Source organism: Vibrio quintilis, assembly GCF_024529975.1.
Lineage (GTDB): Bacteria > Pseudomonadota > Gammaproteobacteria > Enterobacterales > Vibrionaceae > Vibrio > Vibrio quintilis.
Genome location: NZ_AP024897.1, coordinates 1,500,780 through 1,516,566 on the forward strand (window position 1 = coordinate 1,500,780; position 15,787 = coordinate 1,516,566).

Sequence of the window (15,787 nt, forward strand, 5' to 3'; positions counted from 1 at the left end):
GATGACGCATTCTGTTTGTGTTCAGCGGGAAGACTTCTCCGCCGGTGAAGAGTATGAACGTTTGTCGCAGGATGCCGCAGCCGGGGCTGTTGCGACTTTTGTCGGCAAAGTCCGTAATCATAATCTGGGTGAACCGGTGGCCGGGCTGGCGCTTGAACACTATCCGGGCATGACGGAAAAAGTCCTTGAGGATATCTGTGAACAGGCTGCATCCAAGTGGCCGCTGCTGAACATCCGGGTGATTCACCGGATTGGCCGCATCCGGACCGGCGGGCAGATTGTGTTTGTCGGTGTCAGCAGTGCACACCGCAATGCGGCGTTTGCTGCCTGTGAATTCATTATGGACATCCTGAAAACCAAAGCGCCGTTCTGGAAGAAAGAGTGGGCTGATACCGGTGATCGCTGGCTGGATTCGCGGGAAAGTGATCATCAGGCGGCTGAACGCTGGAAAGAAGACAGCGAAAGCTGAACCAATACCCAAACAACCTGCATCTTCAGATCGTCTGGGAATCTCTATTATCCACCAGAACCATCCACCAGAACCATCCACCAGAACAGATAATTCAGGTGGCTTATGTCTATTATTTAACCAATAGATAATCTCAATCAATAAAATTAGTCAGATCTATTTAGCAATTATCAGAAATTAGGCAACAATTATCCTGAACGGATAATAAAAAGTGATATCTGAGGGAGATTGCATGGACTCACTAAAAGTTAGAGATTATATGACGCGACATCCGGTGACATTTGATGCAGGAATGCCGTTGTCTGTTGCATTGGAAAGAGTGATTCACTCCGAACATTTTGGCGGCCCGGTCGTCGATGAGGCTGGCAAGGTCATTGGTTTTCTGTCTGAGCAGGACTTGCTGGATAAACTGGTGAAAGTGGGTTATCACTGCCAGGACACACATGTTGTCGGTGATTGTATGAATCAGGAAGTGTGTTCCGTGTCTCCGGAATTATCAATTATTGAGCTGGCACATATGATGAAAGTCGGCCGGCCCAAGGTGTATCCGGTGATCGAGGAAGAAGAAAACCGTTTGGTCGGATTAATCACCCGACGCTCTGTGCTTAAAGCGATTGAAAAATCTCTCGTTGCCTGTTTTCAGCATCCGGTTTAGCCGGTTTGTCGTATTCGGATCCATTTCCTGCCCCGCCTGTGATGACTGGCGGGGCTTTTTTATGGGGGTCTATGGTATGCGGTCGGTGCTTGTTTCGGTTTAAGTGTGATCAATCTATTGTTTTTATGAAAAATGATAAACAACACATCATATATTTGTGATCTATAATCTGAACATTGACTGCTATCTTGGTTAAAGTTATCAAAGTGTATTGAGTCATACGCTCATAGAATCTGAATCAATCAAATAACGAGGAAACAAATCATGTCTGACGCTGTTTTTCATCTTGGAGTGACGCAAGCCGATCTGGGTGGTGCAACAGTTGCCATTCTGCCGGGTGATCCTGAGCGGGTTAAGAAAATTGCGGATCAGATGGATGAGCCGGTATTTCTGGCCAGCCACCGGGAATTTACCCTGTACCGGGCTTTGATTGATAATAAACCTGTGATTGTCTGTTCGACAGGTATTGGTGGTCCGTCAACATCAATTGCCGTGGAAGAGCTAGCTCAGCTTGGCGTCAGAACTTTTTTGCGGGTTGGTACAACCGGGGCGATTCAGCCGGATGTGAAGGTCGGGGATTTAATTGTCACGACCGGAGCCGTGCGCCTGGATGGTGCCAGCCAGCATTTTGCACCGATGGAATTCCCGGCAGTGGCTGACTTTGATGCCATGGTGGCTCTGAAAGCAGCTGCTGAAGAAGAGGGGACGGTGCATACCGGTATTACTGCATCCAGTGATACTTTCTATCCGGGGCAGGAGCGTTACGATACATTCTCCGGCCGGGTTGTGAAACGCTTCCAGGGTTCTGTGGAAGAGTGGCAGTCAATGGGCGTGCTGAACTTTGAAATGGAAGCTGCCACTTTGTTTACCATGTGCAGCAGCTCTGGTTTGAGAGGCGGATGTGTCGCAGGTGTGATTATTAACCGTACCCAGAAAGAAATTCCTGACCACGCTATCATCAGGGATGTTGAAGCAAAATCGATTCGTGCTGTGGTCGGTGCGGCCCGTCGTTTACTCTGATTTTTATCGGTCAGGCGTCCTGAACGATTCGATCAAGAGTCTTTATCCGTCAGGCCGGTAGTGACTTTGGGAGAGGCACATACAGACTTTCAGTCAGCTCTCCCAGCATTTGATCGTAGACATGAGAAATATTCAGCGAAATGTCTGCGGTCAGCCGGTACATCGCCTCTGCGTCCATTTGATGTTCTTCTCCCTGACTGATACTTTCCAGCTGTTGCAATGAACGGACACAGTCCGGCGCTGCAATAGACAGCGGGCTGATCACGGCCAGCTGATTAATTTTTCTGCATACCATGTCAGCACTGTGCTGAATGCGGATTTTGCCTTCCTCATGGTCCATATCCTGAATACAGATCCGAAGCTGGGTCAATGCATCCATGGCATCGACAATCTGCTGCCAGTTCATATGATATTCAGTCGTCAGATCTTCCCGGTTCACTTCCACCAGCCAGGACAAAATAATTTCATCCATCAGAAACATACAGTGTCTGATGGCTTTGCCGTGCACCATCTGATTGCGGGCCACTGAATATTCCGGCCAGTTTTTGATTAACCCGCGCAGTTTCATTTGCAGGACCCGGTACATGGGTTTGTTATCGGTCCGGGCAGTGGCGATTAAATGCTGTGATTTTTTCATCAGCAGTTCGGATAAGGGCAGGGTTTCCGCACGGCGGATTTCACCGGACATCAGGGCCAGGTGCGTCGTGTGGCGGTGCTGGCGGCAGGTATGAAGCACCTGACGGAGATCGCTCAGTAAAGCGTATTTATGTTTCAGGCTGGATTCCCGCTGTTTGGCAAGCCAGAACATGAATCCGAGAATACCGACAGAAATAATCATTGATATGACAACAAACATAGCCAACTCCTTTACTGTTATGGCGCAATAATCCCTGTTTATTGCGCTGACTCCGGGCGGGTTGACAGTGTACGGCTGAAAAGGAATTGCAGGAAAAAGGTCAATACACGCCGCAGGCTGGTTCCGAACCCGTATCAGGGTTTCTTTATCAGATCAAAGCAGAGATGATGCCAGTTTTTTTTATGATTAAAATCATCAGCTTAACAAATGATTTACATGCATGGTGCACTGATTTGGTGCGTATTTCTTTGTTTTAGGGAAGATGAACAGAGAGTTTGGACACGAGCGATGAAAAAATCCCGGTAAACACCGGGATTTGTTTTCAGATGGTTTGATCCGGTTCAAAATGCACAATTGTGGCGCATGAACCTGATACCCGCCGGCAGGGAAATTACATCACCCGCATGCCTGGTTTCGCCCCTTCGTGCGGCTCAAGCAACCAGATATCGCTGCCACCCGGACCTGCGGCCAGTACCATGCCTTCTGACATGCCGAATTTCATCTTGCGTGGTTTCAGGTTTGCCACCATCACGGTGTATTTACCGACCAGATCTTCCGGTTTGTAAGCCGATTTGATGCCGGAGAACACCTGACGGGTTTCGCCGCCGATATCCAGTTCCAGCTTCAGCAGCTTGTTGGCTTTCGGCACTTCTTCGCAGGAGACAATTTGCGCAATCCGCAGATCGACTTTGGCAAAATCATCAAATTCGATTTCATCAGCGATTGGATCTTTTGCCAGCTCCGTTTCTGTTGCCGTCTGCTTCTGTGTGATCGCTTTTTCTGCGGCTGCATCTTCTTTCGATGCTTCAATCATGGCTTCGATTGTTTTGGGTTCGATCCGGCTGAACAGTGCTTTGAACTTGCTGATTTCATGGCTGACCAGTGGTTTGGCGATCACATCCCAGTCCAGGGTTTCATTGAGGAAAGCTTCACTGCGGGCCGCCAGTTCCGGCATTACCGGTTTCAGATAAGCCATCAGCACGCGGAACAGGTTAATGCCCATGGAGCAGATGTCCTGCAATTCCTGATCTTTGTCTGCTTCTTTGGCAATCACCCACGGGGCTTTTTCGTCAACATACTGGTTGGCTTTATCCGCCAGTGCCGTGATTTCACGAATCGCACGGCCAAACTCACGGGTTTCAAAGTATTCACCAATTTGCTTCGCAGCGCTGACGAAGGTTTCATACAGCGCCGGTTCTGCAATATTAGCAGACAGCTGACCGCCGAAACGCTTGGTGATAAAGCCTGCGTTACGGGAAGCCAGGTTGACGATTTTGTTGACGATATCCGAGTTCACCCGCTGGCTGAAATCTTCCAGATTCAGGTCCAGATCATCAATCCGGCTGTTCAGCTTCGCTGCGTAGTAATAGCGCAGACATTCCGGATCCATGTGCTTGAGATATGTCGCCGCTTTGACGAAAGTGCCTTTGGATTTCGACATTTTCGCGCCGTTGACGGTCACATAACCGTGTACGAAAACGTTGTCCGGCTTGCGGAAGCCGGAGCCTTCGAGCATGGCAGGCCAGAACAGACTGTGGAAGTAAACGATGTCTTTCCCGATGAAGTGATACAGCTCAGTTTGGCTGTCTTTATTCCAGTACTCGTCAAAGTCCAGATCACCGCGCTTGTCACACAGGTTTTTGAAAGAGCCCATGTAACCGATTGGCGCATCCAGCCAGACGTAGAAATATTTGCCTTCTTCACCCGGAATCTCAAAACCGAAATAAGGCGCATCGCGTGAGATATCCCACTGTTGCAGGCCGGATTCAAACCATTCCTGCATTTTGTTGGCGGTTTCTGTTTGCAGTGAACCGGAACGGGTCCACTCTTTGAGCATGCTTTCAAACTGAGGCAGGTCAAAGAAGAAGTGCTCGGAATCTTTCATCACCGGTGTGGCACCGGACACCGCAGATTTCGGATTAATCAGGTCGGTCGGGCTGTAAGTTTCACCACAGGCATCGCAGTTATCGCCGTACTGATCTTCAGACTTACACTTCGGACAGGTGCCTTTCACAAAGCGGTCCGGCAGGAACATCTCTTTCTCCGGATCATACAGCTGTGAAATCGTCCGGCTGGAGATAAAGCCGTTGGCTTTTAACTGCTGGTAAATATAAGAAGAGATCTCGCGGTTTTCTTCGCTGTGGGTGCTGTGATAATTATCATAGCTGATGTTAAATCCGGCGAAGTCTTTCTGGTGCTCTTCACTGGCCGATGCAATCATCGCTTCAGGCGTGATTCCCATTTGCTGTGCTCTGAGCATGATCGGTGTGCCGTGAGCATCATCCGCACAAATGAAATGGATCACATTGCCTTTCAGGCGCTGGTAACGTACCCAGATATCCGCCTGAATATGCTCTAACATGTGGCCTAAATGAATCGGGCCGTTAGCATACGGAAGGGCGCAGGTTACCAGAATTTTTCTCGGTTCAGTTGCCATACTAAATTTCTTCGCTCTGTCTGATATATCGCCGTTGCAGCCGGAAAATTCTTCACCGGTTGCCAGCAGCAATACAAAAATTTTAAAGGAATCTTGGATATTGATGAGATATGTGAAAAACCACACAAAATCAATAGCCGTTAATAGTACCTGATGTCAGGGATTACGCAAAGCACCCATCCACGTTCGGGATCATTTTTTTCCGCGGGAAGCGGGCCGGGGTGATGCCTGAGCATGGTTCCGGCTGACCGGTTCTGGTGGCGCATTCGGGTCAACTGTTTCAGCGAATTTGTTTTCGGACTTTAGCTTCATGTGGTGGAGTGGTAGCATATGCCAAAAATCTTTTCGGGAGATATATTTATGGCGTATCCCATTCCGGGCGAGCTGGTTGCCTGGCTCAATCAATTTTCCCATGCAAGCCTCATTGCTGACTGGGCTTCACAGCCGGGTCTGATCCGCGCACAAAGCGGGACGGTTTTCCATATTGACCTGCCATTTGCGGCGACATCCCTGCAACAGGAACTCCGCCAGTGGCTGACAGCGAACCAGCCACCTGCCCAATATGAAATCAACGTGCACGTGGTGCCGAAAGCCCTGGTCACGCATGTTGAGCAGCCTCTGAAAGGGGTGAAGAACATCATTGCGGTGACGTCGGCCAAGGGCGGCGTGGGCAAATCAACCACCGCGGTGAATCTGGCACTGGCACTGGCCGCTTCCGGGGCGAAAACCGGACTGCTGGATGCGGATATTTACGGGCCGTCTGTACCGATGATGCTGGGCACGATGGATGCGGATATCTCAGTTAAAGACGGCAAGTGGATGCTGCCGGTGGAAGCGCACGGGTTGTACAACCATTCGATCGGTTATCTGATGGATAAAAACGACGCGGCGATCTGGCGCGGGCCAATGGCCTCCAAAGCACTCGGTCAGCTGGTGAATGAAACCCTGTGGCCAGATCTCGATTATCTGGTGATCGACATGCCACCGGGCACCGGCGATATTCAGCTGACGTTGTCACAGCAAATCCCGGTCACCGGTGCGATTGTGGTGACCACACCGCAGGATCTGGCGCTGGCGGATGCCCGTAAAGGCGTGACCATGTTTCATCAGGTCGAAGTCCCGGTGGTCGGGCTGGTGGAGAATATGAGTTATCACCGTTGCAGTGCCTGCGGCCATAAAGAGTATATCTTCGGCACCGGCGGCGCACTGAAGATGGCAGAAACCTACGGTTTATCGCTGCTGGCTCAGATTCCGCTGCATCTGCATGTGCGGGAAGACATCGACGCTGGTTGCCCGACCGTCGTCGCAAGACCCGATAGTGAGCACACACAACTTTATTTACAGTTAGCTGAGCAAATCGCCAGCCGGATGTACTGGAACGGGAAGGTAAAGCCGGAAAGTATTGATGTGGCGATGGTGGAAGGGTAACCCTGTTCGTTGATGTTGTACTGAATGACTTCCGGTATTCGCCAATACCGGAAGCCCGGATTAATTTAAATCTGTTTATCAGAACGGCAGTCCCTGATTGATATTAAAGAAGTAGCGACTATATTTGGTATTCGTTGCTGGCGATGTTGGTGTATAGGTGTTTTGTGAACCAGAGGCAATCACCTGACTGTTTTTATTTAAATTCGTGATTTTTACCACTGCTGGCCAGACGTCACAACGATAGTTTTTTCCAATACTGTCTGAAGAGGCCCGATAAAAGCTGCCATCAAAACTGACCGTTTGGTTTGCAGAGATACTGACCTGGGTGCCGGGATAAAAATCTGATCGTTGATTACTACCCGGTATCACTTCTTCTCCTTGCTTGTTGTAAAACTGAACAAGGACATTCGCCGTATTGTCACTTAAATTTGAAATATTAAGCTCTAATGTACTTTGTCCTGTAAAAGAAGCTGAACAGCGGGAATTAACTGTATTAAAAAAAACCGACGTTGAATGATCATGTGCAAAGGCAAGAGAAGGCATGATGAGTAAAGGGAGCAGCAACTTTTTCATGATTATTTTCCTTAAATATTATTGTAATGAGCCAATAGAATGGTCAATGTATAAAACATCGCTAGGCTAACATATGCAGAGAAACAAAAACACTATTTATCATTTGATAAAGTTGTTATTTTTTAGACAGATAAACAGATAAACAGATAAACAGATAGACAGAACAGAAAATCACGCCCTCAGCCCGCTGAACATCCTCGGCGAATACACCGGCTGAATGATTTGGCCGAGGGTAATCTGACTGATTTGCGGATGACGCGGGTTGGCGACGGCGACGGAAAGTTCGCCGATGCCGACGGCGACACTGGGTACCAGCAGGAGCAGTGCTTCCTGTGATTGCAAAAATTCATCGCCGATGCGTTGCGTGCTTTGCGGGTAGGGCATGGTTTGCCAGTCGTCGGGCAGGGTTTGCAGGTCCAGCCGTTGGATGGCGACATCCGGCGCGACGTTGTAAATCGCTTTGCAGTGTGATGCGGGCACAAGCCGCGGGGTCGGATGATAATTGGCGGCTTCCACCAGCGCGGTGCCCATATCCAGCGCAAAATAGATCACCGGATGACCGGCGCTGTTCCAGCGGGCACCGTCATCAAAACTGGCTCCGCGGCCGGTGAAGACATCAGCAAAACGTTTGTTTGTTACCCGGTAGAGCTTCATTATGAATATTCACCGTATTCGATCTTCCGCAGTGTCTGCCGTACCAGTTCACGACCGGCAGGGGTGTCCATAATATCCAGGGGCACTTCACCGCCCAGTGCCGGTATCGGGGTGCTCAGCCACTCTTTTGCCAGTTCCAGCGAACCGTAAACATCGCTGGCCTGCATATACACCCGCACCGTATCAATCACGTTATCGCCGATAACCGTTGGCAGTTTGACCAGCCGGTAGCTTTTGCTCAGGTTCGACTTATCTTTACCAATGACACGGGCAAAAATATCCCGATCAGAAATCACCCGGATGATATCTTTCAGGTTGGTGCCGCTGACACCGTGCGATACGGCTTTGAAATACCCGGACGTGGTCAGTAAATCAACCTCCGGAAAAATCGCATTAAGTTGATCAGAAGCCTTATGCTCTGTTGCGCAAGCGACGTGGTTCATCATTCTGCATCTCCGGTTGTTCTGTCTGGTATCAGTGTAAGTCATCTCATGATAATTCGTCAATATAACGGTCGTGTTAAGTTATAATGACGAATTATCATGAGATGAGAAATCACATCAATTCATCCGGAGCAGGTCTGAATCTCTGCCTGAGTGGCTTGCAATCAGGAGCAGCTCTTTAGCGCATATAAGACCCGTTATTAATATCAAGGCACACACCATTCATATAGTCAGGGGCGTCGATACCCAGCCAGCGGATCGCTTCTGCGACTTCGGCATCAGTGGCAAAGCGGTTCAGGATTGTGCCGGACTTAAACTGTGCCTGACGTGTTTCGGGGATGCTGTGCAGCATATTGGTTTCAACCGGGCTGGGCGCCACGCAGTTGACGAGTACGCCCTGCGGGCCGAGTAGTCTGGCAAAGCTTTTGGTCGCATTGATCAGCCCGGCTTTGGTGATGCCGTACCACACGTCCGGATGGCCGATCTGACCGGCAACAGAGGCATTATTGACGATTCTGCCGTACTGATTTTTGACCATCGATTTGGACACTGCCGTCATCAGTTTGACCGGCGCTTCCAGATTAATTTTCACCGTCTGGCTGATCGCTTCATCCGGGTAATCATCGTAAGTGCGGGTGAGCATCATACCGGCATTGTTAATCAGCACATCAATATCGCCCACTGCTTCGACCACTTCTTCAATGTCATTCGTTTCTGTTAAATCGAACTCAATTGTGTGTACATCCGGCACGCCTGAAAATTCAAAATTGCTGAAATCACGCGCCAGCACATGGACCTGATAATTCTGCTTTAAAAATAACCGGGTGACTTCAAGCCCGATCCCTTTGTTTCCGCCTGTGATCAGCACTGTTCTTTTCATGATAAACGTCCTTGGGTTCTGATGCTTCAGAGATTGAATACAAATCAATGATGGTTGCAAACTACCGTGGTGCCGTAAAAAGCAGTGGTTAGTCAAGCGGTGTGCGATGAAGAAGTATGCAGAGAATCCGCCGGTCCTGACCGTTCACCGCTTCTGGCAGTCCGGGTGAGTTTAGCATAAATAATCACTCAGTTTCATTTCTATACTATTCTTATCGGGGAAAGCGCCGGCGACATTCCGGTGATCAATGACAGTGATTCAACAGGAGAACTCCGATGGAGAAAACCATAGGACGCCCCGTGGTTTCAGGCCGCGTATTTTCTGAATTAAAACAGTTTCTGAGCCAGGGTCCGGATAAAGTACAGGTTCAGGATGACAGAGCGATTGCCGCGTGGTTTATGGGCACCAAAGGCGAAAATCTTGACATGGTGAAAAATCTGGTCAGCCGGGTGATTGAAGAAACCTTATACAGCCGGGCTGAGCTGTTTCCCGGTGATCCGGTTTATATTACCCAGGAAGTGAAAGCTTCAGCCCCTTATCAACAGGCGAAGCTGGAGATCACTGAGAAAAGTAACAGCCTGCTGGATATTCTGAACCGTTACTCTGTGCCGTTTTCCAGCCTGCGCTATCAGGGCCATATGACCTGGGATGTCACGCTGCCTTCGGTGTTGGGCTATCTGGCCGGGATGCTGCAAAATCAGAATAACGTTACGCCACAGGCCGCTCCGGCCACAACCCTGCTGGAGATTATGGCGGCGAACGATATCGCTCAGATGGCTGGTTTTTCCATCCGGCCGCTGATTGATGAACACGATGACAGCCGTGATGATCATCAGCTGCACGCCTGGAGCCATATTACCTGTGACGGCACCGTCGCTAATATCGAGAGTGTCTGGGCGGCGCGGGAGCTGAAGTTCATGCCCCTTGGCATCCGCTACGCACTGGAAACCGATCCGCAATGGCAAGCGGCCAGCAAAAAACTGAAACTCAATGACGGGCAGTTACTGGCTCAGGTCAGTGCATGGCAGCTGCTGAATTTGTGTCAGGATGAAATTCTCGGACTGCCGGGCAAAATTTCGCAGTTGACCGGCACAGAAGAGAGTGCCGTCTGGAAGCAGCTTGGCAGTCATTATTCACTCAATGCCAAAGGCATGAGCTTCTTCACTCAGCGTTATCTGCTCCCGGAAAATATTCACACCCCGGCGATTATTGTGCCGTCGAGTAAACACTATTCATGGGTGAAATCGACCTCGCTGCTGGGGATGGGCGGCGGCCAGTCCGGACTGAGTGAAGCGCAGCTCACCGATATCAATGTGATTCAGGATGATGCGCTGCTTAATATCTATGTTGATCATGAAGGCCGGGTTGACACCACCTTGCTGCAGCGGGTGCTGGATACCTGTAAAGCGCATAAAAAACCGGTGTTGATGAACGTGGCGGTGGTCGGCAGTACCGAAGAAGGGGCGGTGGACCCGGTGGAAGCTTTGCTGGCGATTCGTGATGCTTACCGGCAGGACAGCAGCGACCCGTTTGACTATTCAATTCATACCGATGCGGCTTGGGGCGGCTACTTTATGGCCTGTATCCGCAGGCCGTTTGAGATGAATGAAGCCACTCAGTCCACAGAGATGTTCACCAACCAGAGCAGCTGGTTCCGTGACAGTGTTTATCAGAGTATGTGCCGGATTCACCAGTGTGACTCCGTGACCATCGACCCGCACAAAATGGGCTATATGCCTTATCCGGCGGGCAGCTTAACCTACCGGAATGAGAATATCATTAACCTGCTTGGGTTTACCGCGCCGTATATTTCATCCGGTGGTCAGGAAGAAGGGATCAGCACCCGCAATATCGGGGATTCCGGCATTGAAGGCTCCAAACCCGGCGCGGCGGCTTCGGCGGTCTTTCTCAGCCATCAGGTGATTCGTCCGGATCAACGGGGTTATGGTGATTTAATCAATCAGAGCATGCTGAACTCGAAGCTGTTTTATCTGTATATGGCGACGTTGGACTGTGTTTTCCCTGAGGATAAATTCCGGGTGGAAATGCTGCATCCGTTGCCGCAGGTGCTGGAAAACCATAAGCCGGAACTGGTTCGCCTGTTGTGGGAAACCAAAGCCACCAAAGAGATGCTGATTAATTCGGCTGAAGTGGTTGAATGCCTGCGGGCGATCTCCGGCGATCAGAATATTGTCGATTATGTGTTTATCGATAAGCAGGACGACTCGGAAGCCCGCACATCTGAGCTGAACAATCAGCTGTTTAATCAGCTCAGTGTCAAACCGGGTGAGGAAGTCGGCGACGATCAGATCTTTGTCTCGATGACCACGTTCCACCGCGCTGACTATGGCAATACCTTTATCGATTCGCTGGCAAACCGGGTTTACCCTTCGGGCGTCACTGTGGATGCCGTGCCCTGTATCCGGTCGGTGATTCTTGACCCGTGGGCGATTTATACGCACACCGCCGGGCAGACCAGCCCGTTCAACTTCTTTACCGATATCTTCTTCCCGAAACTGCGGGATGCAGTCAATGGGTTGTGTGAAGCGGGGTAACATCTGAGTCTATACCCAAACAACCTGAAGATGCAGGTTGATTGGGTATACCAATTATTCCATCATACCGGACGGATATTTACGTTCTGCTCAGAAGTTCCTGAACATTCGTCCGGTCGAAAGGTCACATCTGAGGACTTTCCAGCGGTGTCATTACAACACAAAAACAGAGTAGAACAAGCAGATGAAAAAGCTATAAAACCATGCACAATTTAGCCACATTACAATACGGAAAATTTTTGATGTCGTCGTCATACGGTAACGAATAAACGGATATGCAATACAGTAATTGCTGAAACGTGACCCTATTGAGAATGAAGCCATATGCAATGGTTTCTTATACAGCTTATCAATATCTTTTGCTAATTGTTGATCAATAAATAAAATATGTTTCGAATCACCTAAAGCCGCTCTGACGGACTGAATCCAACATGGCAAACCCCATGCTAATATATAGATAAATAAACCGAATATCAGTCGATCAAATATATCCGTAATAGTCACCTTATTCACCCACTATTTTTTCATACAATTTAAATCCACCGTCGACTACAGCTTTACCACCAACAGTTCCTGCCATACCACCAAGTACACCACCAATAATTGCACCACTGACAGTTGCCAAAGCGATAATAGGTGCTGAGCTAACACCAACAATTCCGATAGCCAAATAGGTGAGTCCGGTTGCAACAACCTCCCCACCCCAAATTCCGCCAAACCATCCAGCTAATAATCCAACGCTTTCTTTTACAGCTGTTTTCCCACATTCACCATCACTATTGACGGAGCAGGCGTCATAAACATTTTTAACACCACTTGCCGCAGCTAATCCCAGCCCCAGATAACCAACCCCTTTTGCAGCCCAGACGCCATGTGAAATATTGGCTATCCGTTTTCCAAGGTTAGGTACAACGCCTTTCGCAATAATTTCATCTGCATGGTAAATCACAGACTTTGTGGACAATTTTAGTAATTTCTTAATCTGCCGTATTACCGGGATTTTAACTGTTCTTGTAGCAAAGCGGCTAAAAGGTATATCCAGTTTTTGAAGCAACTCCGCACGCTGTGACACAAATGTGCCATAATTTATGCCTCCTACACGGCTGGCCATTGCGACTTGTTCTACGTACAGATCATTGATTTCTAACAGTATACCATTAACATGATTTAAACTCGCTTCCACACCGGAAGCAACGGCGCCGACCCCCACAGACGCATAGGCATAATCATCACTGGGAAGGCCATTTTCCTGAATATATTTCAAACCGTTTGAAGCGTAGTAATCCAGTAATTCAAAATGACGGTAAACCGTTGCGGCCTGTGCTTCGTCCAGCTTGCCGAGTCCTTCACTCCCTGCCTGAGCTTCTTCTTTTAAGGCGTCCAGTTGTTGTTGCTCTTGCTCTGTTTCCGGCTCTCTGGTCAGCACAATCACTAATTCACCTTGTACAACCGGTTCATTTAAATGAGCATTGTGTTTTTTAATCAGGGCCTTGTGCTTGTCTTCAGTTTCCGGGGTAAAGATACTGTCCCACAAATCCCCCTGAGACATCGGTAATTCAGTTTGCATCCAGCCAAGGGAGAACGGTTCTTTTGATTCTTCCTCCTGCTTTTCTTTTGGCTCTGCATTTTTTTGTTGCGCTTTTTGAGCTTGTTTTTCTGCTTTTTCTTTCGCTTCCACGGCTGCAAATGCCTGATCTGATTCAAGCCAGACAAACTCACCCGAAGGGCGTGAGCTGAAAGGCACATTTCTGCATCAAGAGAATTTGAAAGGTGGGTACATTCCTGCATTCCCTTTCCTTGAACTGCACCTTTCGGCTGTACGCTGAATCATGCATCTTCAGGTTGCTTGGGTATACCGCTGATTCCATCATACCGGACGGATATTTACGTTCTGCTCAGAAGTTCCTGAACATTCGTCCGGTTATTTCCGGTTTTTTGAATAAGGTCAATAGCCCCTTTACGCTTCCTGTCAAATCGATAAGTCATCATGTAATAAGACTGAGAATCAACTCTGGCTGATGTATATGTTTAGGGATACAATGCATGCAATCTCATTAAATGTTGGTATTCAATATGAGCAATAAAGCTGAAATTGCTGAAAGAATTGTTCAGGTGCTTTTTTCTCCTGAAACTGTCGTTGGTTTTTGGGAAGGGATTTTGTCTGTGCCTAAAGATTTCGCTTATCTGACTTATGGATTCCTTGATACCGATTCATATTATGAGCGGAGCACAGAAAGAGAAAGAATCATCAAAGCAGTTGAAAAAGGAATACTGGAACGGCACCACATTGCAAGAAGTTTAGAAATTATATTTGAGATGTTTAATCAGTATCTACCAGTTAAGGAACAAAATAACATTTATGGCCATGTCGCAGGTGCGATGCTTGGAAGAGCCGGTACTAACTCAGTATTATCAAGAATTGTTATTGCTTTGACCGTTGAAAATGCGTCTGTGATTCTGAAAAATCTTGGAACACTGGCAAGTACGATGTTATTAATGGCTGGTATGTCTGAGCGCTGTATGTATGTTGCAAGAGAACTCAGAGACAATGATCCTGATGTTTATTATTCATTACGTCCCCACTATTATGATTTACTTTATTTTCTAATTGAACCCGTTGCATCACCATTCGTTGAAGCACTGCGGGTATACAATATTGAAGGACAGCCAGCCTTTAATGAGATTTTGAAATACATTAACGAAGAAATACAAAGAAGAGAAAATACAGGTACAAAACCAACAAATTCTGTTGGTGGTTTTTCAGTTTTCTAACTTGATGATCGTCAATCCTTCTATAAGGTATAGTTCAGGTGAAAAAGTTTTTATGAAATTAAGAAATACAGAAAAAAGCTTAGCCCAACGTTTTTTTTATCATTTTATAGATCACTTATCCGGGTTCATTTTCAGCTTTATCATCTGGGGAGGAATATTTTTTCTGTTTTATTTTGATTCATGGGAGAAAAGAATTGTATCTATATTGTTACTAACCGGGGTAATTATACTAATCACAAAGTTATTGGATAAATTTTTCTTACAAGAAGAAGAGTAGATATTGCATGAAAAATAATTTATCTGAAAGAAGTATTAATATAATCATGTCAATATTTAGCGGTATTTCGTTTTTAGTTTGTCTTTATTTTTTTACATTGTTTGAAACTTGGCTGGGAAAAGTTTTATCAGTACTTTCATTTCTTATTTTGTGCTGGATTTTTATGAAAGCTCTGGATAAATTCTTTCATGAAAATAAGGACTAGCAAGTTTCTGAATAAAATTCATTTTCATCGTTATACAAGCAGGTAGATACTATGGCTTACATGGCATATTTAACAATCATAGGTGAAACACAAGGTGCTATTTCTGAAGGGTGTAACAGTATTGATTCAATGGGCGCTAAATTTCAGGATTCACACCGGGATGAAATTTCTGTGATTGCCTATGAACATCACGGTTCTAAAGGTGCGGGGCAACATAGGAAATCGCATAGCCCCCTATACATTACAAAATTTATCGACAAATCCAGCCCGCTTTTAGCTTCGGCTTTTGCGAAACAAGAGCATCTGGATTGTACCCTGCATTTTTATCGTACTAACGAACAGGGATTCAATGAAAAATTTTACTCCATTGAACTAAAAAAAGCGCTTATCTCAAACCTGAGTTCTAATTTGCCGAACATCATTTCAAACAGCGTTGAAAAAAGTTTTACAGAAATGCACGAAGTTATTGCATTCAGCTACAAAGAAATTATTTGGAAACATAATGTATCCGGTACGATGGGATACGATAACTGGGATCAAGGCGGCTGGGGGGCTTAAGAGCA

14 protein-coding genes are annotated in these 15,787 nt (G+C 47.5%); 7 read left to right on the top strand and 7 right to left on the bottom strand.

What is annotated here, in order from left to right; all coding sequences use genetic code 11:
• Position 1: 1 nt before the first annotated feature.
• The 3 genes from moaE (at position 2) to udp (ending at position 2,144) form a co-directional block, all read left to right on the top strand.
• Complete coding sequence (gene moaE, locus OC443_RS07040; protein WP_073584453.1) at positions 2–469, top strand: molybdopterin synthase catalytic subunit MoaE; 468 nt, start codon at positions 2–4, stop codon at positions 467–469.
• Between the two features lie 232 nt (positions 470–701).
• Positions 702–1,124, top strand: a complete 423-nt coding sequence (locus OC443_RS07045) for a CBS domain-containing protein (RefSeq protein WP_073584455.1) — start codon at positions 702–704, stop codon at positions 1,122–1,124.
• A gap of 264 nt (positions 1,125–1,388) precedes the next feature.
• A complete protein-coding gene (gene udp, locus OC443_RS07050; protein ID WP_073584457.1) occupies positions 1,389–2,144 on the top strand; it encodes a uridine phosphorylase in 756 nt (251 codons plus the stop codon).
• Between the two features lie 49 nt (positions 2,145–2,193).
• Here udp and OC443_RS07055 read toward each other — a convergent pair whose 3' ends face one another.
• A complete protein-coding gene (locus tag OC443_RS07055) occupies positions 2,194–3,000 on the bottom strand; it encodes a hypothetical protein (RefSeq protein ID WP_073584459.1) in 807 nt (268 codons plus the stop codon).
• A 391-nt stretch (positions 3,001–3,391) separates the two neighbouring features.
• Positions 3,392–5,437, bottom strand: a complete 2,046-nt coding sequence (metG, locus tag OC443_RS07060) for a methionine--tRNA ligase (RefSeq protein WP_073584505.1) — start codon at positions 5,435–5,437, stop codon at positions 3,392–3,394.
• Positions 5,438–5,797: 360 nt separating this feature from the next.
• Between metG and apbC the strand changes: the two genes are divergently transcribed.
• Positions 5,798–6,865 (top strand): iron-sulfur cluster carrier protein ApbC, encoded by a 1,068-nt coding sequence (apbC, locus tag OC443_RS07065; RefSeq protein WP_073584507.1) that lies wholly within the window; start codon positions 5,798–5,800, stop codon positions 6,863–6,865.
• A 78-nt stretch (positions 6,866–6,943) separates the two neighbouring features.
• On the opposite strand, the gene OC443_RS07070 is transcribed toward apbC, so the two are convergent.
• The 4 genes from OC443_RS07070 to OC443_RS07085 form a co-directional block, all read right to left on the bottom strand.
• Positions 6,944–7,438, bottom strand: coding sequence for a hypothetical protein (locus OC443_RS07070; protein WP_073584461.1), 495 nt, complete (start codon positions 7,436–7,438; stop codon positions 6,944–6,946).
• 171 nt (positions 7,439–7,609) lie between these two features.
• Complete coding sequence (locus tag OC443_RS07075) at positions 7,610–8,092, bottom strand: RES family NAD+ phosphorylase (RefSeq protein ID WP_073584463.1); 483 nt, start codon at positions 8,090–8,092, stop codon at positions 7,610–7,612.
• Positions 8,092–8,538, bottom strand: a complete 447-nt coding sequence (locus OC443_RS07080) for an MbcA/ParS/Xre antitoxin family protein (protein WP_159440348.1) — start codon at positions 8,536–8,538, stop codon at positions 8,092–8,094. The genes OC443_RS07075 and OC443_RS07080 overlap by 1 nt, the downstream gene beginning before the upstream one ends.
• A gap of 175 nt (positions 8,539–8,713) precedes the next feature.
• Positions 8,714–9,415, bottom strand: coding sequence for an SDR family NAD(P)-dependent oxidoreductase (locus OC443_RS07085; protein WP_073584465.1), 702 nt, complete (start codon positions 9,413–9,415; stop codon positions 8,714–8,716).
• Positions 9,416–9,690: 275 nt separating this feature from the next.
• Between OC443_RS07085 and OC443_RS07090 the strand changes: the two genes are divergently transcribed.
• Complete coding sequence (locus tag OC443_RS07090; protein WP_073584467.1) at positions 9,691–11,970, top strand: pyridoxal-dependent decarboxylase; 2,280 nt, start codon at positions 9,691–9,693, stop codon at positions 11,968–11,970.
• Between the two features lie 505 nt (positions 11,971–12,475).
• Here OC443_RS07090 and OC443_RS07095 read toward each other — a convergent pair.
• Positions 12,476–13,648, bottom strand: coding sequence for a hypothetical protein (locus tag OC443_RS07095; RefSeq protein WP_143169365.1), 1,173 nt, complete (start codon positions 13,646–13,648; stop codon positions 12,476–12,478).
• A gap of 395 nt (positions 13,649–14,043) precedes the next feature.
• On the opposite strand from OC443_RS07095, the gene OC443_RS07100 reads away from it, so the two are divergent.
• Positions 14,044–14,742, top strand: coding sequence for a hypothetical protein (locus OC443_RS07100; RefSeq protein WP_073584513.1), 699 nt, complete (start codon positions 14,044–14,046; stop codon positions 14,740–14,742).
• Between the two features lie 533 nt (positions 14,743–15,275).
• A complete protein-coding gene (locus tag OC443_RS07105) occupies positions 15,276–15,782 on the top strand; it encodes an Hcp family type VI secretion system effector (RefSeq protein WP_073584475.1) in 507 nt (168 codons plus the stop codon).
• Positions 15,783–15,787: the final 5 nt, after the last annotated feature.